This window comes from Arthrobacter sp. Z5-13, assembly GCF_056499105.1.
Map to the genome: position 1 here is coordinate 110,152 of NZ_CP096460.1, position 24,853 is coordinate 135,004.

The 24,853-nt window shown below is 62.1% G+C and carries 23 protein-coding genes; 13 read left to right on the top strand and 10 right to left on the bottom strand.

Features of this window, described 5'->3' with window-relative positions:
- Positions 1-25: 25 nt before the first annotated feature.
- Both M1E02_RS00520 and M1E02_RS00525 read right to left on the bottom strand, forming a co-directional pair.
- Positions 26-373: an SMI1/KNR4 family protein gene (locus M1E02_RS00520; protein WP_479376230.1), complete on the bottom strand. Its 348-nt coding sequence runs from the start codon at positions 371-373 to the stop codon at positions 26-28.
- Positions 370-861 carry a glutathione peroxidase gene (locus tag M1E02_RS00525; protein WP_479376231.1) on the bottom strand — a complete coding sequence of 164 codons (492 nt, stop codon included), beginning with the start codon at positions 859-861 and terminating at the stop codon, positions 370-372. The genes M1E02_RS00520 and M1E02_RS00525 overlap by 4 nt, the downstream gene beginning before the upstream one ends.
- A gap of 123 nt (positions 862-984) precedes the next feature.
- Here M1E02_RS00525 and M1E02_RS00530 point away from each other — a divergent pair, with 123 nt between their 5' ends.
- From M1E02_RS00530 to M1E02_RS00555, 6 genes are all read left to right on the top strand, one after another.
- The gene (locus M1E02_RS00530; RefSeq protein WP_479376232.1) at positions 985-1,965 is read left to right on the top strand and encodes an ABC transporter ATP-binding protein; all 981 of its coding nucleotides are present in this window, start codon (positions 985-987) and stop codon (positions 1,963-1,965) included.
- A gap of 1 nt (position 1,966) precedes the next feature.
- Positions 1,967-3,139, top strand: a complete 1,173-nt coding sequence (locus tag M1E02_RS00535) for an ABC transporter permease (protein WP_479376233.1) — start codon at positions 1,967-1,969, stop codon at positions 3,137-3,139.
- Positions 3,136-4,314, top strand: coding sequence for an ABC transporter permease (locus M1E02_RS00540; RefSeq protein WP_479376234.1), 1,179 nt, complete (start codon positions 3,136-3,138; stop codon positions 4,312-4,314). Before M1E02_RS00535 ends, M1E02_RS00540 begins: the two co-directional genes overlap by 4 nt.
- Positions 4,315-4,442: 128 nt before the next feature.
- Positions 4,443-5,246: an IclR family transcriptional regulator gene (locus tag M1E02_RS00545; RefSeq protein ID WP_479376235.1), complete on the top strand. Its 804-nt coding sequence runs from the start codon at positions 4,443-4,445 to the stop codon at positions 5,244-5,246.
- Positions 5,243-5,830: a hypothetical protein gene (locus tag M1E02_RS00550; RefSeq protein ID WP_479376236.1), complete on the top strand. Its 588-nt coding sequence runs from the start codon at positions 5,243-5,245 to the stop codon at positions 5,828-5,830. The genes M1E02_RS00545 and M1E02_RS00550 overlap by 4 nt, the downstream gene beginning before the upstream one ends.
- 95 nt (positions 5,831-5,925) lie before the next feature.
- Positions 5,926-7,116: a 4-hydroxybenzoate 3-monooxygenase gene (locus M1E02_RS00555; RefSeq protein WP_479376237.1), complete on the top strand. Its 1,191-nt coding sequence runs from the start codon at positions 5,926-5,928 to the stop codon at positions 7,114-7,116.
- Positions 7,117-7,151: 35 nt separating this feature from the next.
- Here the strand turns inward: M1E02_RS00555 and M1E02_RS00560 are convergent, their stop codons facing one another.
- From M1E02_RS00560 to M1E02_RS00570, 3 genes are all read right to left on the bottom strand, one after another.
- A complete protein-coding gene (locus tag M1E02_RS00560; protein WP_479376238.1) occupies positions 7,152-8,939 on the bottom strand; it encodes an ABC transporter permease in 1,788 nt (595 codons plus the stop codon).
- Positions 8,936-10,018, bottom strand: a complete 1,083-nt coding sequence (locus tag M1E02_RS00565) for an ABC transporter ATP-binding protein (RefSeq protein WP_479376239.1) — start codon at positions 10,016-10,018, stop codon at positions 8,936-8,938. Before M1E02_RS00565 ends, M1E02_RS00560 begins: the two co-directional genes overlap by 4 nt.
- A gap of 85 nt (positions 10,019-10,103) precedes the next feature.
- Complete coding sequence (locus M1E02_RS00570) at positions 10,104-11,189, bottom strand: extracellular solute-binding protein (protein WP_479376240.1); 1,086 nt, start codon at positions 11,187-11,189, stop codon at positions 10,104-10,106.
- Positions 11,190-11,435: 246 nt separating this feature from the next.
- Between M1E02_RS00570 and M1E02_RS00575 the strand changes: the two genes are divergently transcribed.
- A complete protein-coding gene (locus M1E02_RS00575; protein WP_479376241.1) occupies positions 11,436-12,497 on the top strand; it encodes an FAD-dependent monooxygenase in 1,062 nt (353 codons plus the stop codon).
- A gap of 22 nt (positions 12,498-12,519) precedes the next feature.
- Here the strand turns inward: M1E02_RS00575 and M1E02_RS00580 are convergent, their stop codons facing one another.
- The 3 genes from M1E02_RS00580 to purB form a co-directional block, all read right to left on the bottom strand.
- Entirely contained in the window at positions 12,520-13,023 is a 504-nt protein-coding gene (locus tag M1E02_RS00580; RefSeq protein WP_479376242.1) for a GNAT family N-acetyltransferase, read from the bottom strand.
- A gap of 130 nt (positions 13,024-13,153) precedes the next feature.
- Positions 13,154-13,834 carry a histidine phosphatase family protein gene (locus M1E02_RS00585; protein WP_479376243.1) on the bottom strand — a complete coding sequence of 227 codons (681 nt, stop codon included), beginning with the start codon at positions 13,832-13,834 and terminating at the stop codon, positions 13,154-13,156.
- Entirely contained in the window at positions 13,831-15,273 is a 1,443-nt protein-coding gene (gene purB / locus M1E02_RS00590; RefSeq protein ID WP_479376244.1) for an adenylosuccinate lyase, read from the bottom strand. Before purB ends, M1E02_RS00585 begins: the two co-directional genes overlap by 4 nt.
- 230 nt (positions 15,274-15,503) lie before the next feature.
- Here purB and M1E02_RS00595 point away from each other — a divergent pair, with 230 nt between their 5' ends.
- Both M1E02_RS00595 and M1E02_RS00600 read left to right on the top strand, forming a co-directional pair.
- Positions 15,504-15,809, top strand: a complete 306-nt coding sequence (locus M1E02_RS00595) for a hypothetical protein (protein WP_479376245.1) — start codon at positions 15,504-15,506, stop codon at positions 15,807-15,809.
- Positions 15,809-17,260, top strand: coding sequence for a hypothetical protein (locus M1E02_RS00600; protein WP_479376246.1), 1,452 nt, complete (start codon positions 15,809-15,811; stop codon positions 17,258-17,260). Before M1E02_RS00595 ends, M1E02_RS00600 begins: the two co-directional genes overlap by 1 nt.
- A 47-nt stretch (positions 17,261-17,307) precedes the next feature.
- Here the strand turns inward: M1E02_RS00600 and M1E02_RS00605 are convergent, their stop codons facing one another.
- A complete protein-coding gene (locus M1E02_RS00605; RefSeq protein WP_479376247.1) occupies positions 17,308-19,008 on the bottom strand; it encodes a cellulase family glycosylhydrolase in 1,701 nt (566 codons plus the stop codon).
- Between the two features lie 245 nt (positions 19,009-19,253).
- Complete coding sequence (locus tag M1E02_RS00610) at positions 19,254-19,682, bottom strand: phage holin family protein (protein WP_479376248.1); 429 nt, start codon at positions 19,680-19,682, stop codon at positions 19,254-19,256.
- 55 nt (positions 19,683-19,737) lie between these two features.
- On the opposite strand from M1E02_RS00610, the gene hisC reads away from it, so the two are divergent.
- The 4 genes from hisC to M1E02_RS00630 all read left to right on the top strand — a co-directional run bounded on the left by hisC (position 19,738) and on the right by M1E02_RS00630 (position 24,778).
- A complete protein-coding gene (gene hisC, locus M1E02_RS00615) occupies positions 19,738-20,856 on the top strand; it encodes a histidinol-phosphate transaminase (protein ID WP_479376249.1) in 1,119 nt (372 codons plus the stop codon).
- A 147-nt stretch (positions 20,857-21,003) separates the two neighbouring features.
- Positions 21,004-22,221, top strand: a complete 1,218-nt coding sequence (gene pdhA / locus M1E02_RS00620; protein ID WP_479376250.1) for a pyruvate dehydrogenase (acetyl-transferring) E1 component subunit alpha — start codon at positions 21,004-21,006, stop codon at positions 22,219-22,221.
- Entirely contained in the window at positions 22,221-23,201 is a 981-nt protein-coding gene (locus M1E02_RS00625) for an alpha-ketoacid dehydrogenase subunit beta (RefSeq protein ID WP_479376251.1), read from the top strand. Before pdhA ends, M1E02_RS00625 begins: the two co-directional genes overlap by 1 nt.
- Before the next feature lie 62 nt (positions 23,202-23,263).
- Positions 23,264-24,778, top strand: a complete 1,515-nt coding sequence (locus M1E02_RS00630) for a dihydrolipoamide acetyltransferase family protein (protein ID WP_479376252.1) — start codon at positions 23,264-23,266, stop codon at positions 24,776-24,778.
- Positions 24,779-24,853 lie beyond the last annotated feature (75 nt).

Genomic DNA, 24,853 nt, shown 5'->3' on the forward strand with positions numbered 1-24,853 from the left:
GCGGATAGCCCCACTCCCTTTCCCTCTAGGTCGAACCCAGAGGTCCGGCAAGAGACAGCTGCGCTGTCCTCCCGAGGGCGTACAGACCCGTGATGAGAAGTTGGTCATCAGCCCAATTCGTCGACGGGTCCATGGGGTAAACGCATCTTTGCAATACACCGCCGTTGTGGATCCGGGCCAGTTCGATGTAGGACGCAGGCAGCTTGTAACCGCCAAGTTCGGCTTCGACGGACGCAATCAACTCATCATCCGGATATGGCTCCACATAGTCATTGGTGGAGTAACCGGACTCCATCCACAGCCCCGTGAGATCAGAGTCCGTGAACGCTTTAGCGGATGCTGTGGGTTCCCCGGGGCCGGTACCGCCGGTCATCCTCGGGCGAGGGCAGTCTCGATGGCGTCAATGACCTCGGCTGAGTCAGGCTCCACGGTGGGAGCAAAGCGGGCCACCACCTCGCCGTCGCGGTTTACCAGGAACTTCTCGAAGTTCCACTTCACCAGGCCCGGGAGCACGCCGCTCTTGAACTTGGTCAGCTCGGAGTAGAGGGGATGCTGGTCCTTGCCCCGGACGTTTGCCTTCACGGTTAGCGGAAATGTGACTCCGAAGTTCCGCTGGCAAAACTCGGCGATTTCGGCGTCATTGCCAGGTTCCTGGCCGGCAAACTGGTTGCAGGGGACGCCCAGGATGGCAAAGCCGCGGTCCTTGAATTTTTCGTAGAGCGTCTCAAGCCCCGTGTACTGGGGAGTGAATCCGCAGTTGGAGGCGACATTCACCACCATCACTACGTTCCCCTCGAAGCGGCCGAAGTCGGTCTGGGTTCCGTCGTTCAGGGTGAGGGGAATGGAGTACAGGGATGTCACGGTGTTGGTCCTCGCAAAGTCGGTCTTACCGGAAACTCGTTGCGACACCAGCCTACGGCCTCAGACTGGGGGTTTCCTGTCAGATAATGATGGCTGGAACGTCGACTAAAGGGGGCCGCCGTAGTGGGCGTCGCAGGACCAACTGATGCAGGACAAAGTGCACCAACGATTGAAGTCCTTACCGTTCAGGGGCTGGTGAAGCGCTACGGGGAACTGACCGCCGTCGACGGTGTGTCCTTCACCATCCAGCCGGGGGAGACCTTTGGGCTCCTCGGCCCGAACGGTGCGGGAAAAACCACCACCATCTCCATGATTGCAGGCCTGATAGCTGCCGACGCCGGCAATGTCAGCGTTGCTGGAAAGGGGATGGGTCCATCCGAAACTGCTGCCAAACGGCATCTGGGCCTGGTCCCCCAGGAGCTGGCGATCTATCCCGACCTGACCGGGAGGGAAAACCTGAATTTCTTCGGCCGGCTCCAGGGCCTGAACGGCAAGGATCTCTCCCGGCGGACGCAGGAAGTGCTGGAGCTTATCGGCCTGGCTGACAGGGCCGGGGACCTCACCAAGAACTACTCCGGCGGAATGAAGCGGCGGCTCAACATCGGCATCGGGCTTCTGCACCGGCCTACCCTGCTGATCCTCGATGAGCCGACTGTCGGCGTCGACCCCCAATCCCGGAACTCAATCCTGGAAGCCGTGGAGGCGTTGTCTTCCGAGGGAATGGCAGTCCTGTACACCACCCACTACATGGAGGAAGCGGAGCGGCTCTGCGACCGGATAGCCATCATTGATGAGGGCAGCATCCAGGCGGAGGGGACGCGGGACGAGCTGATCAGGCTGACCGGCGGCGTGGACCGGATCAACCTTCATGGCAGCGGAAATTCTGCGGCTGCGGCGGCTGCTTTGCGCCTCGTCCCGGGGGTGCAGCACGTGGACGGCGACGGTTCAGCCCTCTCGCTGACCGTGCAGGATGGCCCCAGCGTATTGGCTGGCATCGTCACTGGTGCTGGTAACGCCGGGATGTCGGTGACGTCGGTGGAAATCACCCGCCCGGACCTGGAATCCGTGTTTCTCCACCTCACCGGAAAGGCGCTCCGGGACTGATATGCGGCAGCTGTGGATCATCATTCTGAAGGACCTGAGGGAACGGGTCAGGGATAAGTCAGTCTTCGTTTTTTCGCTCGTTGTTCCGCTCGCGTTGATGGGTGTGCTGAGCCTCGTGACGGGCGGATTCGGCAGCGACGACCCCGGCCTTGAACCCGTTACAGTCGCGGCAAGCGCTCCCAATGCTGACCAGCTGGCCACCACCGTTCTGGACACCGTGGAGTCCCAGGAGGTGGTGGACGTTACCCTCAACAGGATGTCCGCCGACGACGCCCGGGCCGCTGCCCGGTCAGGTGCAGCTGATGTGGCACTGATCATTCCTGATGACTTCGGCGGCACCCTCAGATCTGGTACATCACCCACAGTCCAGGTGGTCCAAGGCGACGGCGCCGGGCTGGAAACGGACGTCCTCATCTCCGTGGTGGTTGGAGTGGTGGACCAGCTGCACGCCGCTTCCGTAGCAACGGCCGCGGCGGGTTCGGCCGGACTGCCCCCGGAAGCAATTGCCGCAATCGGGAACCAGGCGGCGGCCGGACCCCCTGCCCTGACCCTCAAAGAAGGCCAGGCCTCGGACGAGCAGCTCTCTTTCCAGGGAACGCTGGTGGCAGGGCAGGCCGGCCTTTTCCTGATGTTTACCGTCGGGTTCGGAGTCCTGGGGCTGCTGGCAGAACGCGAGCAAGGCACCCTTGCACGGCTGAAGTCCATGCCACTCGGCCACGGAACCATCGTGGCTTCCAAAGCCGCCGTCGGCTTTATCCTTGGCGTGGCAGCCACCAGTGTGTTGCTGGTGACGGGATCGCTGCTGTTCGGAGTGAATTTCGGATCCCCTGTGGTGGTTGGCGCGCTGGTTCTCAGCGTGGTGGCCGCGGCAACCAGCCTTACTTTCATCGTGGCGCGCATGGTCAGGACCGCTGAACAGGCCAACGTGGCGCAGTCCATCCTGGCCATGGTGCTGGGAATTGCAGGCGGGGCATTCTTTCCTATCCAGGGCTCCGGATTCGCGCAGACCCTTCTGGACATCAATCCGATTGGTGCGTTCATCCGCGGCCTGGGGGTTTCCGCTGGCGGGGGTGGCTTGGCTGAGGTTGGCACTCCCCTCGCGGTGATGCTGGTGTTTGCCGCCGTCTGCCTGGTCATAGCCAGGATCATTCCGGACCGGGGGGCGCGGACATGACGGCTGTACTGGCGCTCGCAGGCGTGGAGCTGAAACGGTTCCTGCGGGACAGATCCAACATTTTCTTTGTGTTCATCTTCCCTCTTATGCTGATCCTGCTTATCGGCTCACAGTTCGGAGCGGGTGCCGGGCAGTCGCGGGTAGCCATCTCGGGTCCGGGAACAGCACTTGCGGAAACTATAAAGACGAAACTCGAAGCCGCCGACGTCGACGTCACTTTCGCGGGCGCGGATGCCGTGCGGCAGGAGCTGAGCCGCGGCAGTACCGACGTCGGACTGTTCATCTCGGACGAGGCTGCTGCAGAGTTCGACGCCGGCGGGTCCGGAGGCGGGCGGCCCACTGACGTTGAGGTGGTGATGGGGTCGCAATCCGGTGCGCAAGCAGTGATGCAACAGGTGCGCACGGCCATCCAGTCGGTCAACGTGGAGCGCGGGCAGCTTGCCGCCCTTACCCGGGCCGGCTTGCCGGCTGCGCAGGCGGGTGATGCGCTCGCTGCCGCCTCGCAGAGGCTTTCGCCCCCGAAGGTGGAGGTGGTGGATACCAGTGAAATCGCTCAGGAGTTCCGCGGCCTGGGTCAGTTCGATCTTGGAGCGGCCCAGCAGCTGCTGCTTTTCGTGTTCTTGAGTTCCCTGACCGGCGCCACCACCCTGATCCAGGCCAGGAGGCTGGGAGTGATCCCGCGCATGTTGGCCGCACCTGTTTCAAGCGGGCAGGCAATAGCCGGGCAGGCCCTGGGCAGGTTCGCTATCGCGTTGGTGCAGGGCGGCTACATCATGCTTGGGACAGCACTTCTCTTCGGGGTTCAGTGGGGCAGCATTCCGCTGTCAGTACTGGTTCTGGCGGTGTTCTGCACCGTTTCAGCGGCGGCAGCCATGGTGATCGGATCTGTCATGGACAACGACGGCGCTGCTTCCGGTGTGGGAGTGGGGGCCGGCTTGGTTCTGGCGGGGTTGGGCGGCTGCATGGTGCCGCCGGAACTGTTCCCCGAGACCCTTCGAGCTGTTTCCTACATCACTCCACACCGGTATGCGTATGACGCGTTTGCCGAGATCCAGCGGCATGAAGGCACTTTGGGTGACATCCTGCCGCAACTCGGAGTGCTTGCCACGATGGCGGCTGCACTGTTGCTGCTGGGTTCCTGGCTTTTGCGCCGGAGCCTCAACCGGTCCCTCTGACTTTCGCCCGGCTGACTTTCGCTTTGCGCGCGGGGTAGGGTGAAGGCGTTCTTTCCATTCAATGGAAGCGTTGCCGGATGACGCTTAAGAAGCTCGCCTGAGCGCCAGGAGGAGGAGGTTGGGCGGCCGTGGCCAACTCTGAGTCCGGAGACTCCGTGGTGGACCGTATCGTGCGGGTCATCGCAGCCTTTCCCGACGGCGTGAGCACACTGCAGCTTTCGCAGCTCGCCGAGCGTGCCGGGCTTCCGCTAACCACCGCTCACCGGCTGGTCCGGCAACTCGCCCAGCATGGACTCGTGGACCTGGGCGACGCCGGTTCGGTGCGGCTTGGACTGCGGCTTTGGGAGCTCGTAAACCGGAATTCCCCGGCGCTGGTCCTGCGGCAGGCCGCGTTGCCCTTTATGGAGGACATCCAACAGGTCCTGAAGCAGAACGTGAACCTTGCAGTCCTGGATGGCTGGGAAGTCTTGTTCGTTGAAAGGTTGTCCCGCCGGGGGTCGGCTGCTAACAGGGCTCAAATCGCGGGACGAATGCCGGTGCACATCTCATCAGCCGGCGTCGCTCTGATGGCATTCCAGCCACAGGAACTCCAAGGGGAGTATCTGGAGCAGTTCGCCGATCCCTCCGGCAGGCTGAGCCCCCGCGACATGCGTCTGCTCCTGGCCGAGGCAAACCGTCAGGGGTACGCCCAGCTGGCCGGGGTGGTGGACCCGGATACCTGGGGTATCGCCGTGCCCGTTCTTGACCGAAGAAAGAACGCGCTGGCCGCACTGGGCGTCGTCGTTCCCCTGCAGGAGATGCGCCTGCAGGCTTTGGTTCCGGCACTCCAGACGGCGGCCCGCGGAATAGGGCGCCAACTGGAGCTGCCGCGAGTGCCGAAAGAATCGACCACTGTGAAACACGGAGTCCCAGGATCAGGAGAGATGAAATGAAGGATCTTGAAAAAACCCAAGGGCCGACGCCTGACTTGCTCGATCCGCAATACGCAGTGGCCGTTGTGCGTTACAAGGGGGTTATCCAGTGGCGAGTGTCAGATCATGACAACTGGGTGCTTGACTGGGAAAAATGGATGGATGCATTCGCCACGGCAGGGCATCAAGTTCCGGATCTGAACGTCGTAGCGTTGGCTCAAAGGTCAGGCATACGAGTTGTCGACCAGGACTCGGCAGAGGCTTTTCTGGCGGCACCAGAGATCCGCAGTGTGGATTTTCAGTTTTTGCGGCAGAGTCTGTTGGAGCGCTTCCCGAGTGCGCAGTCGTGGTGGGATGTGAGCTTCTTGTTTCCAATCGCCTTCGTTGATTTTGACAACAAGCGGTTTGCCGGCTGTTACCCGGAGGGGCCACGCATGGAGCAGTATGTTCCCGACGGCTGGTTGGGCGAGTTCGCAGATTTTGCCAATACATACCCCGAAGAGGTGTTCCCCGCCGCGGATAAATTCTGGATCGTCGATGGCAGGGATTTGCTCCATGAACTGAACGAACGTGGCCGGGGGTTCGATTCCGTTGAATGGAATTAGTGTGATGTGGAGGGGTAGTTCCGGGTCACACTGGGGCCAGACATAAGAGCCGGCCCGTCTTTCCCTGGGGCCACCGCGATGAAGCGAGGAACACCATGGCACCACGTAGCGTCATCACCACCCAGGTGGCCATCCTGGGGGCAGGGCCCGCCGGGCTGATGCTTTCGCACCTTCTGGCGAAATCCGGGATTGATTCAGTGGTGGTGGAGATCCGCAGCCGGGAGGAGATCTCCGAAACGGTACGCGCGGGCATCCTGGAACACGGCACCGTGAACATGCTCGTGGACAGCGGGGTCTCGGACCGTGTGTTGCGGGAAGGCGACCGTCATGACGGCATTGAATTGCGGTTCAACGGCGAAAGCCACCGTATCGACTTCAAAGAGCTGGTGGGCGAATCCGTGTGGCTTTATCCCCAGACGGATGTTTTCCAAGACCTCGCTGCGCGAAGGGAGGCCGACGACGGCGATGTCCGCTACAGCGTTACCGGCACCAGTGTCCACGACATCGAGGGCAAGCCGAAGGTTTGGTTTACCGGGGCAGATGGCGTGGACTACGAGCTGCAGGCCGATTTCATCGCTGGTGCGGACGGGTCCCGCAGCCAGTGCAGGATGCAGATGCCGGAAGCCCACCGGAAATGGTACTTCCACGAGTATCCCTTTGCCTGGTTCGGGATTCTGGCCGAGGCTCCGCGAAGTTCCGATGAGCTGATCTACGCCAACTCCGAGAACGGTTTCGCCCTCATCAGCCAGCGCACCCCCACCGTTCAACGGATGTACTTTCAGTGTGATCCTGGCGAGAATGTGGCCGAGTGGAACGATGACCGCATCTGGGAGACCTTCCGCAGCCGGGTGAATGGCAACGGATTTACGCTCAACGAGGGACCCGTCATCGACAAAATGGTCTTGAAATTCCGCAGCTTCGTCCACACTCCCATGCGGCACGGCAACCTGTTCCTGGCCGGGGACGCCGCCCACACCGTTCCGCCTACCGGGGCGAAGGGCCTCAACCTGGCCATCCACGACGTGAAGATGTTGTTCGAGGGGCTGGACAGCTACTACTCCCGAGGCTCCACCGGGCTCTTGGACTCCTACAGCAGCCGGGCTCTGGACCGGGTCTGGAAAGCCCAGCAGTTCTCGTACTGGATGACTTCGATGCTGCATGCTCCGGCGGATGCTGACGACTTTTCACGCGCCCGGCAACTGGGGGAGCTCAACTCGGTGGTGTCTTCAATGCACGGCCAGGCGTACCTGGCTGAGGCCTACACGGGCTGGCCGGGAGCAGCTTAGGAGGTACCGCCGTCGGACGTAGGGCGGCTCCGCGGCTACCGGGCAGAGCTGGAAACGGTGACGGGAAGCGGGCTGGCCGCACTCGTCGTCGGCGGTGGGAGTTCCCGGGGCGTACGGGCACCCCGACGGCGGGTCCGCCCGTAGACGAGGTACATGGTGAGCCCGGTGATGACCATCAGGAGCACCGTGTAGACGAACGTGTTCGAGACTCCATCCACCCCTTCGGCCCCGTCCGTGTTGGCCTTGATGATCAGTCCAAGTGGCTGGAAGAGTGGGTGGGCCAGGAATATAGCGGTGTCATAGTCGTCCAGCATGCTGTTGAAGTTCAAAGCCGCGATGGCTGCTGCTGTGGGCAGGACAATCGGCAACAGGATGCGGCGGAAAACATACAGCGTTCTGGCTCCCATGATGGTTGCGGCCTCCTCAAGCGAGGAGTTCACTGTGGTGAACGTTGCCTTCAGCATCCTGAGCGTAAAAGGGATCTTGACGGTGACAAAAGCGATCAGCAGGATGACCGTGGTCCCGGTCAGGACGGCTCCGCCTACCAGTGGATTCGGATGGTCGTAGCTGATGATCAGGCCAAGGGCGAGGAGCGCTGATGGCAGTATCCACGGGATGTGCAAGAGGTACTCGAAGAGCGACGTCAGCCAGTTTTGGTGCTTCTGGAGGAGCCGCGCAACGAAAAGCAGCCCTCCCACCGTGATGACGGCGGCCAGCGCACTGTAGACAATGCTGATGATGAACGGACGCAGGCCGGAAGGCTGGGTGAGCACGCGGACGTAGTTCTCCAGCGTGAGGCTGGACAGGGACAGCTGGCCGGTCTGGATAGCGGCGCTGTCCGCGAATGAGTAAAGCACAATCAGGACAACGGGCAGGGTGTACACCGCAAAGAGCAAATAGGCGGCGACGTGTACAAGGGCATTGGCCAACGGGTTGGTGATGGCCTGCTTCTCCAGCCGTGAAGACACCTTGGATACGGAGAAGTAGGTGCCGCCCTTTTCCAAGCGGGTCATCACGGCCAGCATCAGAATGGTGGCCACACCGAGGATCACGGCCAGCAACGCGGCGAGGTCGCGGGATGTGGGGCTGTTGGTGAAGGTCAGGATCATCGGCGTGATGGTCTGGAACTCCCGGCCGCCCAGCACCTGGGGTGCGCTGAGCGCGCCCAATCCGGTCAGGAAGGACAGGATGGTGGCCGCGAACAGCGTGGGTTTGAGCATGGGCAGGACGATCCGGCGGAGGATGGTCCAGGTTGAAGCGCCCATGTTCCTGGCGGCCTCAATGGTCTGGAAATCCACACCCTTCAACGCGTTGGCAACAAACAGCATGTGGTTTGTGGTGGTGGCAAAAGTCATGACCACCAGGACAGCAAAGAAGCCGGAGAACCAACCCGCATCCATCCCGGGGAACATGCCGGCCAAAAGGACCGTGACAATGCCCTTCTCGCCGTAGATGAACTTATAGCCCGCCGCCAGCACAATGCCGCCATAGATAAATGTGGTGGCGTAACCCAGGAACAGGATCCTGGAGCCGCGGATCTTAAAGTAATGCGTCACCAGCACAATGAAAATCCCAACAATATTCACTGTGATAGAGAGGGCCACGGCCAACATGAAGCTGTTGCCGAGGGATTTCATTGCCCGGTCGGAGGACAGGAGTTTCTCAGCTGCCCGGCCGGAGAAACTTCCGTCGGGGAAAAATGTGGCAATCAGAACGTTGGCATTTGGCCAGACAAGGAATGCGGCGACGAACCAGGTCAGGACAATGCCCACCACAATGACGAAGGGTGACCTCAGCATTGACCTGGCCGATGTTCCCCTCATGGCTGCGAGGTGGCAGAGGTTGCCAGGGCGGGATCTTCGAGTCGGCTTCCCGTTTCAGGGTGATACTGCAGCACATGTTCAGGCCTGACATGCACTGTTACCCTCGCCCCGGGCTCAGGCCGGCTGCTCCCATCCTCCCGGACAATGATGCTCAACTCCGAGCCGTGGGATGACACGCGGTATCTGCTGTGAAGCCCATGGTAGGTCCGCGAGACCACGGTCCCCTCGACTGCAACGGCTCCATCGCGTTCCCCTCCTGTGGCCGGTGCCAGCGCCGCCTTCTCCACCCGGAGGTAGGAGCGGGCGCCGGGGTCCAACGGGGTGGGGGACTGCCGGCTCAGTTCGCGGACGAACTCAGGCGTCAACGCCGAACTGTCGCCGATGAAGTTGCAAACGAATTCCGTGGCGGATTCGTCGTAAATGGTCTGCGGCGTGCCCACTTGTTCGACCATGCCCTTGTTGAATACGGCCACCCGGTCACTCATCGCCAGGGCCTCATCCTGATCGTGGGTGACGTATACGGTGGTGATGCCGAATTCGCTTTGCAGGTCCTTGAGCTGTTGCCGCAGCTGATGCCTGAGCTTGGCATCGAGATTGGACAGGGGCTCGTCCAGCAGCAGAATCTTGGGTTGGAGCACCAGCGCCCGGGCCACAGCCACGCGTTGCTGTTGTCCGCCGGACAATTCCGCGACGTTCTTCCTCAGCTGCTCATCCGAGAGGTCAACCCGCCGGGCGATTTCCCGAACCATCCGATCGCTGTCAGCTGGCTTTTCCTTCCTCACGCGAAGGCCAAAGGCAATGTTTTCCCACACGCTCATACTGGGAAACAAGGCATAGTTCTGGAACACCATGCCCACCTGGCGCTTGTCGCTCGGGAGCCGGGTAACCGCCTTGCCGTCAACGTACACATCCCCAGCGGATGGTTCGATGAACCCTGCCAAGGTACGCAACGCCGTCGTTTTTCCGCAACCGGAGGGGCCCAGAAGGGTGAAGAATTCCCCTTGTTTCACATCCAGCGTCAAGCCGGGGATTGCGATGAAATCTCCAAAGGTAACTTCGATGTTGTCCAAGCGGATCATGGGAAAGCCTGTCTGGAAGAAGGTGTTCGTGGGACGTAAAACGGAGGCGGGCGGAACCCCGTTCAGGTTCCGCCCGTCGTCCGTTTTAGGTCATGTATTCGAGCTCGATCTTCTCCACCCAGGCACCGATGTTTTCCTGGACGAACGTCCAGTCGATGTCCTGCTGCTTCAGCGAATTCACGAACTCCACCACTTCAGGCTTCGCCTTTGCGACGGCTCCCTCGTTGACCGGCATGGAGTTGAACTTCTGGGCCCATTCGCCCTGGAATTCGGCCCCGCCGAACCAGTCAATGAACTTCAGCGCCTCCTCCTTCTTGTCCGTCCCCTTTACAAGGGCCACCTGCTCCACCGCGAACGGCACACCGACGGAAGGCTTCACGACGTCGACATTCACTTTGAAGGTCTTCTCGCGTTCGGGGATGATGGACGACGGCATCTGGCCCATGTCCACCTCACCGCTTGCAATCCGGGCAAATAGATCAGTCTTTGGGACCGCCGGGCTGCCGTGCTGGAAGTATTGCTCGATCTGGCTCCAGCCTTCATCGGAAATACCCAGGTCACCGGAATCATCTTTGTAGCGGGTGAGAATACTGGCGAATACCAATTGCGAGGTTGCTGTTCCTAAGCCTGTGACCCGTTCATACCGGCCCTTGAATTCGTCCTTGCTCCACAAGTCCGTCCAATCCTTCGGTGCTTTATCAGCGCTGAATTTCTCGGAATTGTAGCCCAGGAGAATAGCCTGCTTCACCAGCGGCCAGTACGCTTTGTCTTCGCTTTTGTCTCCGAGTTCGGCATCAACTTCCTTTGCCCAGGATGGCGTGTACGGTTCGATTGCGCCGCCTGCCTTGACCTGCTCGAAGTACATGTTGTTCAAGCCGAACGCGACGTCGGCGATCGGGTTGTTCTTCTCTGCGATGAGCTTGTTGGTGGCATCCGCGCCGCCTGCTCCCACGATTTCGATCTTAAAACCGGCGGCTGCTGCCTTTTCTGTCAGCCATTCCCCCCGGCCTTCACCGTTGGAGTTCGTATAGACAATCAACGTTTCGCCGGAGGATCCGCCGGAAGCCTGCGACGACGAGCCGGACGGAGACGCCGTCCCTGGCGCACCACCACATCCGGCCAAGGCAAGAAGAGCGGCAATACCGGCAGCGAGTGTTTTTACTTTTTGCATGATTAAGACTCGTTTCCCCCAATGGAATCAGCAATGTTCCGCAAGCCTATAGGCATACTCTGCAACGTTTGATGACGAATCACCGTCAATTTCAGGAACAGTCAAACACGGTTTCCGTGCACGGACGGCCCGGCCCCGCATGGACGGCCCTGGCCGGCAACGGTTATGCGGGGGAGGGCCGTCCGAGCCACACGGCCACCCGACGACGGGTCTACCTTGCCGCCGTCGAGCGCGTACACTCGGCCCGTGCAGGAGATTACGATCGTGGGTGGCGGCATAGCCGGCTTGGCCCTTGCAGCGCGCCTTGATCCCCAACGCTTCCAGGTCACGCTTCACGAGCAGCGGACGCAACTGCCAACAGTGGGAACGTCCCTCATGATGTGGCCGAAGGCGCAGGAGGCGCTGGCTGCGGTGGGAATACTCGAGGCCGTCCAGGCTTCAAGCCCCGCACTGGCTGTTGGCTCCCTCCGCGACGCTGCCGGTGACCCGTGGCTGGTGGTCCCGGCCGGCGGAACCATTGCCGTGTCCCGGCCTGAACTCATCCGCCTCCTCGAATCTGCCGTGCCGGCTTCAGTCCGCCGGGAAACCGGGCGGTTTGAGGCGGTCAGTCCAGAGGGGCCAGGCGTGTTGATCGGAGCCGACGGCGTGGGCAGCATTGTTCGACGCACGGTCTGGGGCGAGTCCACCCGCGCCCGCCTTACTTCATACGTGGCATTGCGCGGAGTCGTGCCGGGCAGGCTCTGGGAGGATCACTCAGGGGAGTACTGGGGGAGGGGGGATCTGTTCGGGATTGGCCCCGCAGCCGGCGGCACCAACTGGTATGCCTCCTTCCACTCCGGCTTCCTCCCCGAGCTGGAACCGGGCGAAATCGACGTCGAGCGGGTCCTTGAACTGGCCCGAGAGCGATATTCCGGCCATGCAGTCGGCGTTCGCGAGGTTCTGGCCGCCGCCGCAGCCGAGACCAGCTTGGCGCAGCGGATTTGGACCACGCCCCCGCTTTCCGGATATGTCCGGGGCCGGGTGGCATTGGTAGGAGATGCCGCCCATGCCATGACACCTAATCTGGGGCGCGGGGCCTGCGAGGCACTGATCGACGCCGTGACCCTGGCAGACCACCTCAACTCGCGTCCGGTCCACGCGGCGCTGCGGGCCTACGGGAACCAACGGTTCCTGCGCACCCAGGCCTTGCGTCTGGGCTCAGCCGGCATGATGCGCCTGGCCCTGGCGGGACGCCTGCAGCCCACCCGCGATTTGCTGTTGCGTGCGGCGAGCAGTCGACGGCGGAAGTCTCCGCCGCCGTCGCACTAAGACTTCCGTCGAGCTAAGGGTGCTAGGCCATGGCCGTGTGAGCTGCGCTGTGCGAATCGATCGTTTTTGCATAGCAGTGGGAATGCTCTTGGCCGATATAGGGGCCGAAGCTCGGCACTTCCGCGAATCCGCTGTGCTCATAGAAGTGCCGCCCGTCGGGCTGCGCCGACCCCGCCTCCGCGGTCACGGTGGTGAAACCCTGCTGATGGGCATGCGCTTCCAAGGCCGCCAGGATGGAGCTCGCCACACCTGAGCCGCGCATGTAAGGAATCACGTAGAGGCGTTTGATCTCAACGGTGCGGTCATCCAGCATCCGCAATCCGCCGCAGCCCACCGGTTGCCCGGAACTCTTCTCATAGGCCACCAGGAACACAGCAGTATCAGCTTCCGACGGCGGCGTACCAGGCTCGTGGTCGGCTGTTCCGAAGCGGGCATCCAGTTCCGCCTGCTGGGCTGCTCGAAGATCGGCACCAACGGGGTTCGCCCAGGTGACTTGACGGATGTTGAGACGCGGGTTGGTCTGCATGACTGCCTCAATTCGAGATCGCATTCTCCGAAGGGGTATGCAACTCAAGACTAGAAACCAGCGGTTACCGCAGTGTTTCGCGGGCGTAAGGGCCGGGAGAACATTTCCGGCTGGCCTGACCTGGCTCACATCAGTACGAGTCGCCTGTGGGATCTTCCGCCATCGGGTCCGCCAGGGCCAGTCCGCCCACTGGGCTGCCGTCCCAGTGGAGAAGGTGCCAGCCGGCGTCGGGGTCGCCGTCGAGTGCGACGATGCCGGTGTTGGCGAGGATATGCTTTGCGGCGAAATCGATGTCGATGTTCTGTACGCGGGCGGCGGCCCAAACGCGGATGGCCGCGCCGTGGCTGACAACTGCCACAGTGCTTGAATCGCCGTCTGATCCGGATGCAGTTGCAGTTGCAGCGATGTTCGCGATGTCGGCGTCGTAACGCTGGAAAAAGTCATGACCGTTCGGGCCATCAGGCATCCTGCGGTCCAGGTCGCCCGACGTCCACGCGAATGCCGTGCGCATGTAGCGCATGTGGGATTCGTGGTCCGTTAGTTTCTCCAGCGCGCCGGCCTCGATCTCGTGCAACCCGTCCAGGACCTGGATTTCCAGTCCTCGGGCACGGGCCAACGGGGTAGCCGTGACCTGGGTCCGGACCAGCCTGGAGGCATAAATGGCGTCGATCTGCTCATTCACCAGGGCCCTGGGCAAAGCCGCCGCCTGCCGCTGGCCGAGCTCAGTCAGGCCAGGGCCGGGGTGTGCAGTATCCAGCTGCCCGAGGACGTTCCCGGGCGTCTGGCCGTGGCGAATGAGCAGGAGCCTCATTTCAGATGATCGACCAGCTGATCGGCGATCCCCGTGTAGTTAGCCGGGGTCAGCGCCAGCAGCCGGGCTTCTGCCTCAGGCGAAAGGCCCAGGCTTTGGACGAATTCCCTCATACGCCCCGCATCCACGCGCTGGCCCCGGGTAAGGTCCTTGAGCCGTTCGTACGGGTTCTCCATGCCTTCGACCCCTGCGATTGCCTCGGCTCGCATCACCATCTGGATCGCTTCACCCAGGACTTCCCAGTTGGTGTCCAGGTCCCTGGCGAGGACATCCTCAGCCACATCAAGACGATCCAGCCCCTTGGCCACATTGGAAATGGCCAGGAGTGAATGTCCGAACGCCACACCAATATTGCGCTGGGAAGATGAATCCGTCAGGTCACGCTGCCAGCGGGACGTCACCAGCGTGGAGCCCAGCACGTCCAGCAGCCCGGAGGAGATCTCCAGGTTGGCTTCGGCGTTCTCGAAACGGATGGGGTTGACCTTGTGAGGCATGGTGGAGGAACCGGTGGCTCCAGCTACCGGCACCTGTGCGAAGTAGCCGATGGAAATGTAGCTCCAGATGTCCGTGCACACGTTATGCAGGATCCGGTTGAAGCGGGCGACGTCGGCGTACAGCTCTGCCTGCCAGTCGTGGCTTTCGATCTGGGTGGTCAGCGGGTTCCAGGTGAGGCCAAGCCCTTCAACGAAGGACTTGGAGACCTGTTGCCAGTCAGCGCCGGGTACCGATGCGACGTGGGCCGCGTAGGTTCCGGTGGCACCGTTGATCTTGCCGAGGTATTCCATGTTTGCGATCCGCTGCAGCTGGCGGTTCAGGCGGTGCGCGACGACGGCCAGCTCCTTGCCCAGCGTGGTGGGCGTGGCCGGCTGGCCGTGGGTGCGCGAAAGCATGGGGACGGCGCGGTTGTCTTCGGCCATCTTCTCGATCTGGGCCACGAGCGACCTTGCAGCCGGGAGCCACACGTCCTCTACCGCGCCCTTCACACCGAGCGCGTAAGAGAGGTTGTTGATGTCCTCTGAGGTGCAGCCGAAGTGCACCAGCGCTGTGAGGTTTTCGATGCCGATGCCCTGCAGCCTGCGGCCGATGTAGTACTCCACGGCCTTGACGTCGTGCACCGTGACGGCCTCGATCTCCGCCAGTTCCTGAACCGCGGCGGCATCGAACTCCGTGACAATTTGGCGGAGCCGCTCCTGCTGCTCCGCCGTGAGGGGACCGGCCCCCGGCAGAACATTGTTGCCCGTGAGGTGAATCAGCCACTCGACCTCCACAGCGACGCGATCCCGGTTCAGGGCGGCCTCGGACAGGTAGTCAACGAGCGGCGCGACGGCGGATTGGTAGCGGCCGTCCAGCGGGCCGAGCGCAATCTGGACCGGAGAGGCGGCAAGGGCAATGCGTCCGGAAGGCGTACGGGTATCAGCTGTGGCGGCAGTTTGAGGCATGCGGCAATTCTTTCATGAACTTCGACTCTGCCTAAGCCCGCGGGAGCGTATGACTTCCGGTCAGTAGCGGCACTGGATGTCATGCCCGCTTATCCACATAGCTGCCATGGCCTGTTCACGCGGAAAACCAGGTTCCTTAGGGTGAAAGTTCAGTGACAGCTGTGTACTTTCTGGGTCGCCATTGACCCGGGTGCGCCACTGCCACACATCCACGTTGGGGGGTCCAGAAAATGAGCAGCGCCATCACACCGGCGGATCTCAACCAGTGCGCTTCGCGGAGCCATGAGGTGCAGTTGCTGGCAGCACGGGTAGAGGCCGGGATAACTGAAGTCGAGGCTGTGCATCGCAGGCTTGCCCAGCTGGAGCTCACCAGTTGGGAATCGACGGCGGGCAGGGCCTACCGGTTGAGCGTAGGGCTGCAGGCTGCCGCCTTGCGCCGGGCCATGGAGCAGCTGAACCATGCGGCCGCTGCCGTGCGCCACCACGCCCAGAACGTGGCGGTTTCGTCGCCACGGACTCCGGCGGGCGGTTACTGATGGCGGAGATCTCGCCCGGAGGTGCAGGCGGGCCACTTCGCCCTCAGGTGACCCCGCCTGAAGGGGATTTGTCGATCAGGGGCGGGATCGGAGGCATCAGTTTCCAGCTCTCTGAGCTTGCAGCGGGCGCTGGAGCACTGGAAGTCCTCGCCGGCACGCTCACGTCGGTCGAGGTGGCAACACACAGTGTCTGGCAGGACCTGTGCAATTACGCGAATGAGCCGCGTTCCAGCGGAGTGGCGGCGCTCGATTCCGTGGGGGAGGGCCGTCGTGCGGTCGGAGCGGTCCGGCAGGAACTGCAGGACATCGGGAGCCAAGTGCGTGCCTGTCAGCGGGAGTATGAGGCAGCTGAGAGCCACACCGGCCAGAATCTCCGCACGGGAATGGGGTCCTTTGAACTGTTGGCTGCCCAGGGTATGGATAGCGGCCTGACCGGGTACATGAACAGGGAAACATCCGAGGCCCTTGCGCGCAATGTGCCGCTGTTGCTGAGCGTCCTCCTCGGCCTGCGACCTGATGCGGCCTTTGCTGCAGCCGCGGCATTTCGTCCTGGCACGAGGGCTACTTCCGGGGTTCCGTCCATTATCCGCACCCTGGCAGAGGGGGGAATTCCGGACCTCAAGCCTCGTCCTGTTAGTGCAGTAGAGGAAGTGACCTCGGATATGGATCTGGATGCTTCTCCGGCGGGTCTGCTGGCCAGGGCAGGGAGCGTCGGTGCCGAGGGACACGGCCGCATCGAAATCATCCAGACTGTCCACGATGGGCACAAGGCTTTCATCGTGATCATTCCGGGGACGCAGCCAGGCACCCCCAGTGGCGGAGACAATCCGTTTGATGAAGCCGGTATCGCTGAAGGGCTTGGCTACGATTCCGAATACACCGTCGCCGCCATCCGCGCTGCGCTTAAGGAAGCCGGAGCGGAAGCACAGGACCAAGTGGTGGCCGTGGGCTACAGCCAAGGCGGCGTCCATGCCATGAACCTCAGCAAAGACAAAGCCTTCCTCGCGGAGTATGACCTCAGATATGTGCTGACCGCGGGCTCACCGGTCGGCGGCATAACTCCGCAGCCGGGAATCAGCAGCCTGCACCTGGAACACCGCCAGGACTGGGTGCCGGGAAGTGACGGCGTTGCCAGTCCGGATACCAAAGACCGGGTCACAGTGACCATGACCAATCGCGTGCAGACCCCGTCAGGGGAGGAAGCCGGGCTGGGGCCAGGGCACAAACTTACCAACTACGAAGCCGGGGCAAGGGCAATCTCAGCCAGCGATGATCCCTCGCTAATGGCGTCAACCGCCGCCCTGGGCGCAGTGGTGGGAACCGGTGGCGCTGCCACGGCTACGCGTTTCCGTATGGTCCGGGAACCTCAGGTTCAGTCGAAGGAAGGCGCTGGCCGCGTTTCGGCTGCCCGGAAGGAACGGCATCCGGGCCTTCCCTATGGTGGCCGATAAGCCCGGGGGCGGTGCGTTGAACGCACCGCCCCAAGGAGTTTCGCGTGTCAGGCGACGCCGGTGACAACAGCGCCCTCGCGGGTCACCGTGTACTCCAGGGTCTTGCCGCTCCAGAAGTGGAACGTCAGGGACACAGGCGAGCCGTCCTTGATGCTGTCCAGGAAGCGCTTGGTCAGTTCGATCGTCCCGTCCTCGTAGTCCGGCTTGAAGTCGTCCCAGAACTCCGGGTACGTAGTCCAGCTGTGGAACCCGGCCCCGATACCGTCGGCGTAGACGGACTTCATCGTGGCCAGTTGATCGCCGTTAAACGCCGCCGGGATCAGCAGCGACCCGTTAGTGCCGGTGGCGTTCACGATCACGGGGTCATCCGAGCTGATCACGTTTAGTTTCCATGGCATGCCGCCTGAGAAGAGGATCTTCAGCTGCGAACTGGTCCCCACCTCCCCGTCGCCGAGGACGCGCTTGAGGAGCTTCGCCTTGAGCGTCAGGGTGGTGCCCTCGATTGTGTAGTCCGGCCCGGGCCTCAGCGTGCTGTTCCCGAAGCTGAGGTCCTTGAACTTGTGGCCGTTCAGGTTCAGGGTGACCGACTTGTCGTTGATCTTGTCCGAGGCGTCCACGAACACGAGGTCTGATGAGGCGGTGGCCGAGCGCGTGGTCCAGGCGGTGGAGATGTAGTCGAACTGCTCCTGGTCGCGCCATTCGCGCTTGTAGCGGTCGAAGTGCGTGCCGTTGTCCCACCACATGGTGGTGATGCCAGAAGTGCGGGCCAGGTAGCCGAAGTGCTCGAAGAACTTCAGATATTCGCCGCGTTCCACCTTGTTGTCGTAGTTGTCGAGAAGGCCGTACTCACCGATGATGACGGGGATGCCTTTGGAGACGAAGGTATCCACCTGGTTCTGGAAGTTCTCCGCCTGCAGGTTCTGTACCTCCTCGTTGTAGGTGGTGTACCCGGCGGCGTTGACGCTGAAGGGCCAGAAGCTGTAGTTGTGAGTGGTCGCGGCCAACATCGGGTCGTCGAGTGCATCGATCTCGGCGGCGAGAGCGTTCATGTCGCCCGGCTCGGAACCGGTGTGGAGCGTCGGCAGGACGAGGAGGCGGTGGGCGTTGTTGCCACCTGAGGAGCGCACGATTTCATGGAATGAGCTGTTCAGCTCGGCCATGTGGCGGTGATCCTCCTCAACGCCGGAGGAGCCTTCGAATTTCTGCTCGTTGATGGACTCGAAGACCAGTTTCTCCGGGTAGTCCTTGAAGGTGGCCGCGATCTGGGTCCAGGTGGCGTTGTACTGGGCCATGACCTGATCGTGCTTTGTGGGCATGTCCTTCACCCACTGCCACGAGTCGTGGTGAATGTTGATCATGACGATGAGGTCTGCCTCGAGGGCGAAATCGACGATCTCCTGCACGCGTGCCATGGTCTCCGGTTCCACCATGTAGTCAGGCGCCGGGCCCGTGTGGTTGCCCCAGCTCACGGGAATGCGGACTGAGTTGAAGCCTTCTGCCTTAATGTCGTTGAAAAAAGTGGGGTCGACGCGCGGGTTACCCCACGCAGTCTCGTCATCGCCTTCCCCGCAGCACATGGCGTCGAGGGTGTTGCCGAGATTCCAGCCCGGCTGCATGGCCGAGACGAGCTCCTGACCGGGCAACTGGGCGGTGTCAGTCTCTTCCTGGGCCTGGGCTGTGGCTGGCACGGCCAGCATGGCAATTGCGAGTGAGGCTGCGACGAGCAGTTTCGAAGTTCTGCGTATCAACGGACGTCATCCCTTCCAGTTGCGCGCATTAACTGGGCTGCAACGGTGCAGTAAGCGGCGCGCCTTCTAGAGACTGCATTACGCGGACGACCAATGTCAACGAAAGATTAGATCTTTGACGCAGAAAACCACAACAGACATTGGTTGTTAGCGCGCCAATGCAAGGCCAAGAGGGGTATACATATGACCTTACGGGTGAGTCCGGCCGGGCCCCAGCAGCGTTTGATTGCCACTGGCCTGAAGCCTCAGCGGCGTCGGGCGCCGGGCAGCCACCCCGCTACGAGGGAAATGATGGTGATGATGATCGCGGCCAGGATAGCTGTCCAGAAGAAGCTGTCGATGGTGAAGTCGACGGGGGTGTAGCTGCTGAGCCACGACGTCAGGTAGAGCATCGCTGCGTTGATGATGATGGTGAACAGCCCGAGCGTGAGAATAGTGATCGGTAAGGAGAGAAGACTGACCAAGGGGCGCACAAAAGCGTTGACCAGCCCAAAGATCAACCCAATGAACAAGTACGCCAGGATGAGCCCGATGGTGTCTGTGCCTTCGGTTACACCTGTCCGCGCAACTGCCTCGCTGGCTGCCGACGTGGAAATGTCCAGCCCCGGAAGTATCCAGCTCGCAATCCACAAAGCCAGTCCGTTGATGACTACCCGCACAACAAAAGAACGCATCCCCCATGTTTTCACACGCGGCAGGCGGCAGATACGTGGAAGTAGGCTAGTTCACATGACGACACCAGAAAAGACTGCCGCGGGTGTCAGGCCGCGGCCAGTGGTAGACAGGCTCCCGCGGTACGCCGCCGGAAAGCCTCCTCTCGCCGTCGAGGGCATCACGAGTTATAAGCTGTCCTCGAATGAAAATCCGCTGCCGCCAATCCCCGCCGTCGTGGAAGCCATCGCAGCTCAAACAGACTTCAATCGCTACCCTGATCCATTGAGCACGCGGCTGCGGACCGCCCTGGCCGGATTCTTATCCGTTCCGGCGGAGGACATTGTTACAGGGACGGGCAGCCTGGGTGCCCTGAACCAGCTTCTCGCCGCATTCGCCGGCCAGAACGAGGACGGTAAAGCAGACGAAGTGATCTACGCGTGGCGCTCATTCGAGGCCTACCCCATCTGTGTGGGCCTCGCCGGCGCCCGGAGCGTCAGGATCCCTGTGACCCCTGACGGGCGCCATGACCTGGAGGCGATGGCAGCTGCAGTTTCGGCGCGGACCAAGGTCATTCTTCTCTGCACTCCCAACAATCCCACCGGGCCAAGCCTGGGTGCCGAGGAGACGGAGCGGTTCATCAACGTTGTCCCGTCAGAGGTGATTGTGGTAATCGACGAGGCCTATCAGGAGTTCGTTCGCGACGGGGATGCAGTAGAGGGCATCGATCTGTACCGGAAGTACCCCAACGTGGTAGTCCTCAGGACGTTCTCCAAAGCCCACGGGTTGGCAGGACTTCGGGTGGGTTACAGCATTTCACAGCCCCATCTCACGCAGCACCTGCGGGTGGCCGCCACTCCCTTCGCTGTCTCGCAGATAGCCGAGACTGCGGCCGTGACCTCCCTGCAGAACTTCAGCCAGGTTGTAGAAAGGGTACAAGGGCTGGTGGATGAGCGGGACCGGGTAACGGCGGGCCTCAAGGAGCTGGGGTGGTTCATTCCCGAGGCGCAAGGAAATTTTGTCTGGCTCAACCTGGGTGGCAACAGTTCAGATTTCTCCCGGAAGGCAGAAGAAGTAGGACTTTCGGTCAGGGCCTTCGGGAACGAGGGCGTCCGCGTCACCATTGGAGAAGCAGAGGCTAACACCCGGTTCTTGGAGCTCTGTGCGAACTATACAAAAGCCCCACAGCGTTCCTAGCGCTTAACGAGGCGCCCTCCGCTACCTTACTGCGGATAAAGTAAGGATCAGTAAGCCACAATATATGCACCAGCAGGAATACATTCTTTCCGGAGCATATATCCCAGCGACATTGCAGCGCATTCATGCGGCAAGCAAGGAGACGGTATGGGCACCACACATCTGCCCTCCACCGAGTTCGACGGAACCGAGGTAGACGACCAGCTCGAGGCGGAAGCCGAGGCGGCCATGGGGGAACCCGCTGCCGAGATGGTGCAGCTGCTGGGACCGGACGGAACTTTGGGCAGTGACCCTGTTTTCTCGGAGTACGCTGACAAGCTCGACGCCGGCAAACTCCGCGGCTTCTATTCGGACATGGCGGCCATCAGGCGGTTCGACCAGGAGGCCACAGCCCTTCAGCGGCAGGGACAACTGGCACTCTGGGTACCACTGACGGGGCAGGAGGCAGCCCAGATCGGCTCAGGCCGGGCCAGTCAGCCCCAGGACTACATCTTCCCGACGTATCGGGAGCACGGCGTTGCCCTCACCAGGAACGTTGACCTGTCCGAGCTCCTGCGGCAGTTCCGCGGCGTGTCCAACGGCGGGTGGAATCCCAAGGACACCAACTTCCATCTCTACACCCTCGTCCTTGCTGCCCAGACCCTCCATGCGGTGGGCTACGCGATGGGGATCCAGCGGGACCAGAAGCTCGCGGCCGCCTCGGATCCAGCGGGAACGGAACCGCCCGCTGCTGTCATGGCATACTTCGGCGACGGAGCCAGTTCCGAGGGCGATGTGCACGAATCCATGGTCTTTGCCTCCTCCTATAACGCTCCCGTGGTGTTCTTCTGCCAGAACAACCACTGGGCCATCTCGGTACCCAGCGCCGTGCAGACCCGCATTCCGCTCTCCAACCGCGCCAAGGGTTACGGCTTCCCCGGCATTCGCGTGGACGGAAATGATGTCATCGCCGTCCATGCCGTGACTGAGTGGGCACTTGAGCACGCGCGCTCGGGGAAGGGCCCCGTTTTGATCGAGGCCTTTACCTACCGCGTGGGCGCGCACACCACCGCAGACGATCCCACCAAGTACAGGCCGTCCGCCGAGGAGGACGCCTGGCGGGCGAAGGATCCTCTAGCGAGGCTTGAGGTCTACCTGCGCGCCGCGGGCCTGGCAGATGATGCCTTCTTTGAGCAGGTTAAGGCCGACGGCGACGAGCTCGCCTCCTACGTGCGCCGCACCACCCACGACCTCGAGACGCCTGACATCCGTTCGGCCTTCGCGAACGCCTATGTGGAATCACATCCCCTGGTGGCGGAGGAACTCGCCTGGTTTGAGCAATACAGCGCAGGATTCGAAGAGGCAGCTGAAGGGGCGGCGCACTGATGACCACCATGACCATCGCGAAGGCGATTAACGAAGGCCTGCGGGCCGTGTTGGCCAACAATCCCAAGTCCCTGCTCATGGGCGAGGACATCGGGCCCCTCGGCGGCGTCTACCGTGTCACTGACGGGCTGATCGGTGAATTCGGTGCCGACCGCGTTGTAGACACCCCCCTCGCTGAGTCCGGCATCATCGGTACAGCGATCGGCCTGGCCCTGCGTGGCTACAGCCCGGTCTGCGAGATCCAGTTCGACGGTTTCGTGTTCCCCGGGTTCAACCAGATCACCACCCAGCTGGCTAAAATGCATGCCCGCAGCCACGGCAACCTCACCGTTCCCGTAGTGATCCGCATTCCGTACGGTGGCGGGATCGGGTCCGTGGAGCACCACTCGGAATCGCCGGAAGCGTTGTTCGCACATACCGCAGGCCTTCGCATCATCACCCCATCGAACGCCCATGATGCGTACTGGATGATCCAGCAGGCTGTGGACTGCCAGGACCCCGTTATTGTCTTCGAGCCCAAACGCCGGTACTGGCTCAAGGGCGACGTCGACGTCCAGGCCCCCGGTCTCGCTGATGACCCTTTCAAGGCCCACGTGATCCGGGAAGGTCAGGACGCCACGGTAGTCGCGTACGGGCCCCTCGTTCCGGTGGCCCTTGCGGCCGCAAACGCTGCTGAGGAAGACGGCCGCAGCGTTGAAGTCATCGACCTCCGTTCCATTTCCCCTATCGATTTCGATACCGTCACGGAATCCGTGAAAAAGACCGGCCGGCTGATCGTTGCCCACGAGGCCCCCACCTTTGGTGGAATCGGTGGCGAGATCGCCGCGCGGATCAGCGAGCGGGCGTTCCTGTCGCTGGAAGCTCCGGTGATTCGGGTGGGTGGTTTCCACATGCCTTATCCCGTTGCCAAGGTGGAAGAGGATTACCTGCCGGACATCGACAGGATTCTTGAGGCGCTGGACCGCGCCCTGGCCTACTGAATTCAGCCCGTCTGCAGCACGTCCCCCATGCAGCCCTTGATCGTTTCGAAACCGAGGACCCTATGACTCTGAACAAGTTCAACCTCCCCGATGTGGGCGAAGGGCTGACCGAGGCTGAAATCGTCTCCTGGAAGGTCAAGGCCGGAGACACTGTGGCTATTAACGACGTCCTTTGCGAGATTGAGACCGCAAAGTCGCTCGTCGAACTGCCGTCGCCCTTCGCCGGTACCGTCACCGAACTGCTGGTCCCCGAAGGGGTGACCATCGACGTCGGCACCCCCATCATCAGCGTCAGCGATGCTGTGGCCGGTGACCCAACTCCCGCTGACGTATCGGCCCCTGCCCTCCGGACAGCAGAACCCGCCGCTTCGACCCCGGCTGCGCCCCTGTACGGCAAGCTGCCTGAGGAAACCCCTGGCACGGGTCCGGAGGCGGGCGGACCGCTGGTCGGATCCGGCCCCAAGGCCGACGCCGTGAAGCGCCGGCCGCGGAAGGCCTCTGGCACAGGCACGCCGGCAGTTTTGGCCGTAACGCCTGCTGCCCCTCCTGCTGCTGAGGTGCCGGCCGCCGTCGTACGTCCGCAGGCCCTCCAAATGGAAATCACGGAGACAGCCGCCCCTGGCGCCCTCGGCGACGGCGACCGGCAGACCCTCGGCGGGACCATCAGCGGGCTGGTGAACAAGGTCCTGGCAAAGCCTCCGGTGCGCAAGATCGCGCGGGATCTTGGCATCGATCTGTCCGACGTGGTCCCGACGGGCGCACGCGGGGAAGTCACCAGGGAGGACCTGGTGAGCTACCAGTCACAGCGCGACGCCGAACTGGATAAGGCCGATTCCTTCTGGGGCAAGTCCAACAAGCCGCAGGACCAGCGTATCGAGCGCATCCCGGTCAAGGGTGTCCGCAAGGCGACGGCCAAGGCGATGGTGGAGTCGGCGTTCTCGGCTCCCCATGTCAGCATTTTTGTGGATGTTGATGCCAGCCGGACCATGGAGTTTGTGAAGCGGCTCAAAGTGTCGCGTGACTTTGAGGGCATCCGGGTCTCCCCCCTCCTGATCCTCGCGAAGGCCGTCATCTGGGCTGCGGCGCGTAATCCGAGCGTCAACGCCACCTGGGTGGACAGCACCGACGGCAGTGACACCGCTGAAATCCATGTAAAGCACTACATGAATCTCGGGATTGCCGCTGCAACTCCACGGGGGCTCATGGTGCCCAACATCAAGAACGCCCAGGATCTCTCCCTCAAGGAACTGGCCCTGGCCCTCAACGACCTCGCCACCACAGCACGCGCAGGCAAGACCCAGCCGGCGCAAATGCAGGGCGGTACCCTCACTGTCACGAACATCGGTGCTCTGGGAATTGATACGGGAACCCCCATTATCAATCCGGGCGAGGTAGCCATCGTCGCCTTCGGCACCATCAAGCAGAAGCCATGGGTTCTGGACGGAGAGGTCATACCGCGCTGGATCACCACCCTGGGTGGCTCCTTTGACCACCGCGTGGTGGATGGAGATCTTTCGGCAAGGTTCATGGCGGACGTCGCGGCCATCCTCGAAGAGCCTGCCCTGCTGCTTGACTGAGCGGTGGCCTAAAGAAACTGACGGTGGACTTTAGCTAATGGTGAACGTGGACCTCGGAACCGCCCGCACTGAGGC

Excerpts from the sequence above, each read along its gene's own strand:
- M1E02_RS00570 (WP_479376240.1), bottom strand. The coding sequence starts at position 11,189 with ATGCAAAAAGTAAAAACACTCGCTGCCGGTATTGCCGCTCTTCTTGCC.
- M1E02_RS00630 (WP_479376252.1), top strand. The coding sequence starts at position 23,264 with ATGACTCTGAACAAGTTCAACCTCCCCGATGTGGGCGAAGGGCTGACC.
- M1E02_RS00565 (WP_479376239.1), bottom strand. The coding sequence starts at position 10,018 with ATGATCCGCTTGGACAACATCGAAGTTACCTTTGGAGATTTCATCGCA.
- purB (WP_479376244.1), bottom strand. The coding sequence starts at position 15,273 with ATGCCTCAAACTGCCGCCACAGCTGATACCCGTACGCCTTCCGGACGC.
- M1E02_RS00550 (WP_479376236.1), top strand. The coding sequence starts at position 5,243 with ATGAAGGATCTTGAAAAAACCCAAGGGCCGACGCCTGACTTGCTCGAT.
- M1E02_RS00520 (WP_479376230.1), bottom strand. The coding sequence starts at position 373 with ATGACCGGCGGTACCGGCCCCGGGGAACCCACAGCATCCGCTAAAGCG.
- M1E02_RS00555 (WP_479376237.1), top strand. The coding sequence starts at position 5,926 with ATGGCACCACGTAGCGTCATCACCACCCAGGTGGCCATCCTGGGGGCA.
- M1E02_RS00535 (WP_479376233.1), top strand. The coding sequence starts at position 1,967 with ATGCGGCAGCTGTGGATCATCATTCTGAAGGACCTGAGGGAACGGGTC.
- pdhA (WP_479376250.1), top strand. The coding sequence starts at position 21,004 with ATGGGCACCACACATCTGCCCTCCACCGAGTTCGACGGAACCGAGGTA.
- M1E02_RS00560 (WP_479376238.1), bottom strand. The coding sequence starts at position 8,939 with ATGAGGGGAACATCGGCCAGGTCAATGCTGAGGTCACCCTTCGTCATT.
- M1E02_RS00600 (WP_479376246.1), top strand. The coding sequence starts at position 15,809 with ATGGCGGAGATCTCGCCCGGAGGTGCAGGCGGGCCACTTCGCCCTCAG.
- M1E02_RS00610 (WP_479376248.1), bottom strand. The coding sequence starts at position 19,682 with ATGCGTTCTTTTGTTGTGCGGGTAGTCATCAACGGACTGGCTTTGTGG.
- M1E02_RS00585 (WP_479376243.1), bottom strand. The coding sequence starts at position 13,834 with ATGAGGCTCCTGCTCATTCGCCACGGCCAGACGCCCGGGAACGTCCTC.
- M1E02_RS00625 (WP_479376251.1), top strand. The coding sequence starts at position 22,221 with ATGACCACCATGACCATCGCGAAGGCGATTAACGAAGGCCTGCGGGCC.
- M1E02_RS00580 (WP_479376242.1), bottom strand. The coding sequence starts at position 13,023 with ATGCAGACCAACCCGCGTCTCAACATCCGTCAAGTCACCTGGGCGAAC.
- hisC (WP_479376249.1), top strand. The coding sequence starts at position 19,738 with ATGACGACACCAGAAAAGACTGCCGCGGGTGTCAGGCCGCGGCCAGTG.
- M1E02_RS00595 (WP_479376245.1), top strand. The coding sequence starts at position 15,504 with ATGAGCAGCGCCATCACACCGGCGGATCTCAACCAGTGCGCTTCGCGG.
- M1E02_RS00540 (WP_479376234.1), top strand. The coding sequence starts at position 3,136 with ATGACGGCTGTACTGGCGCTCGCAGGCGTGGAGCTGAAACGGTTCCTG.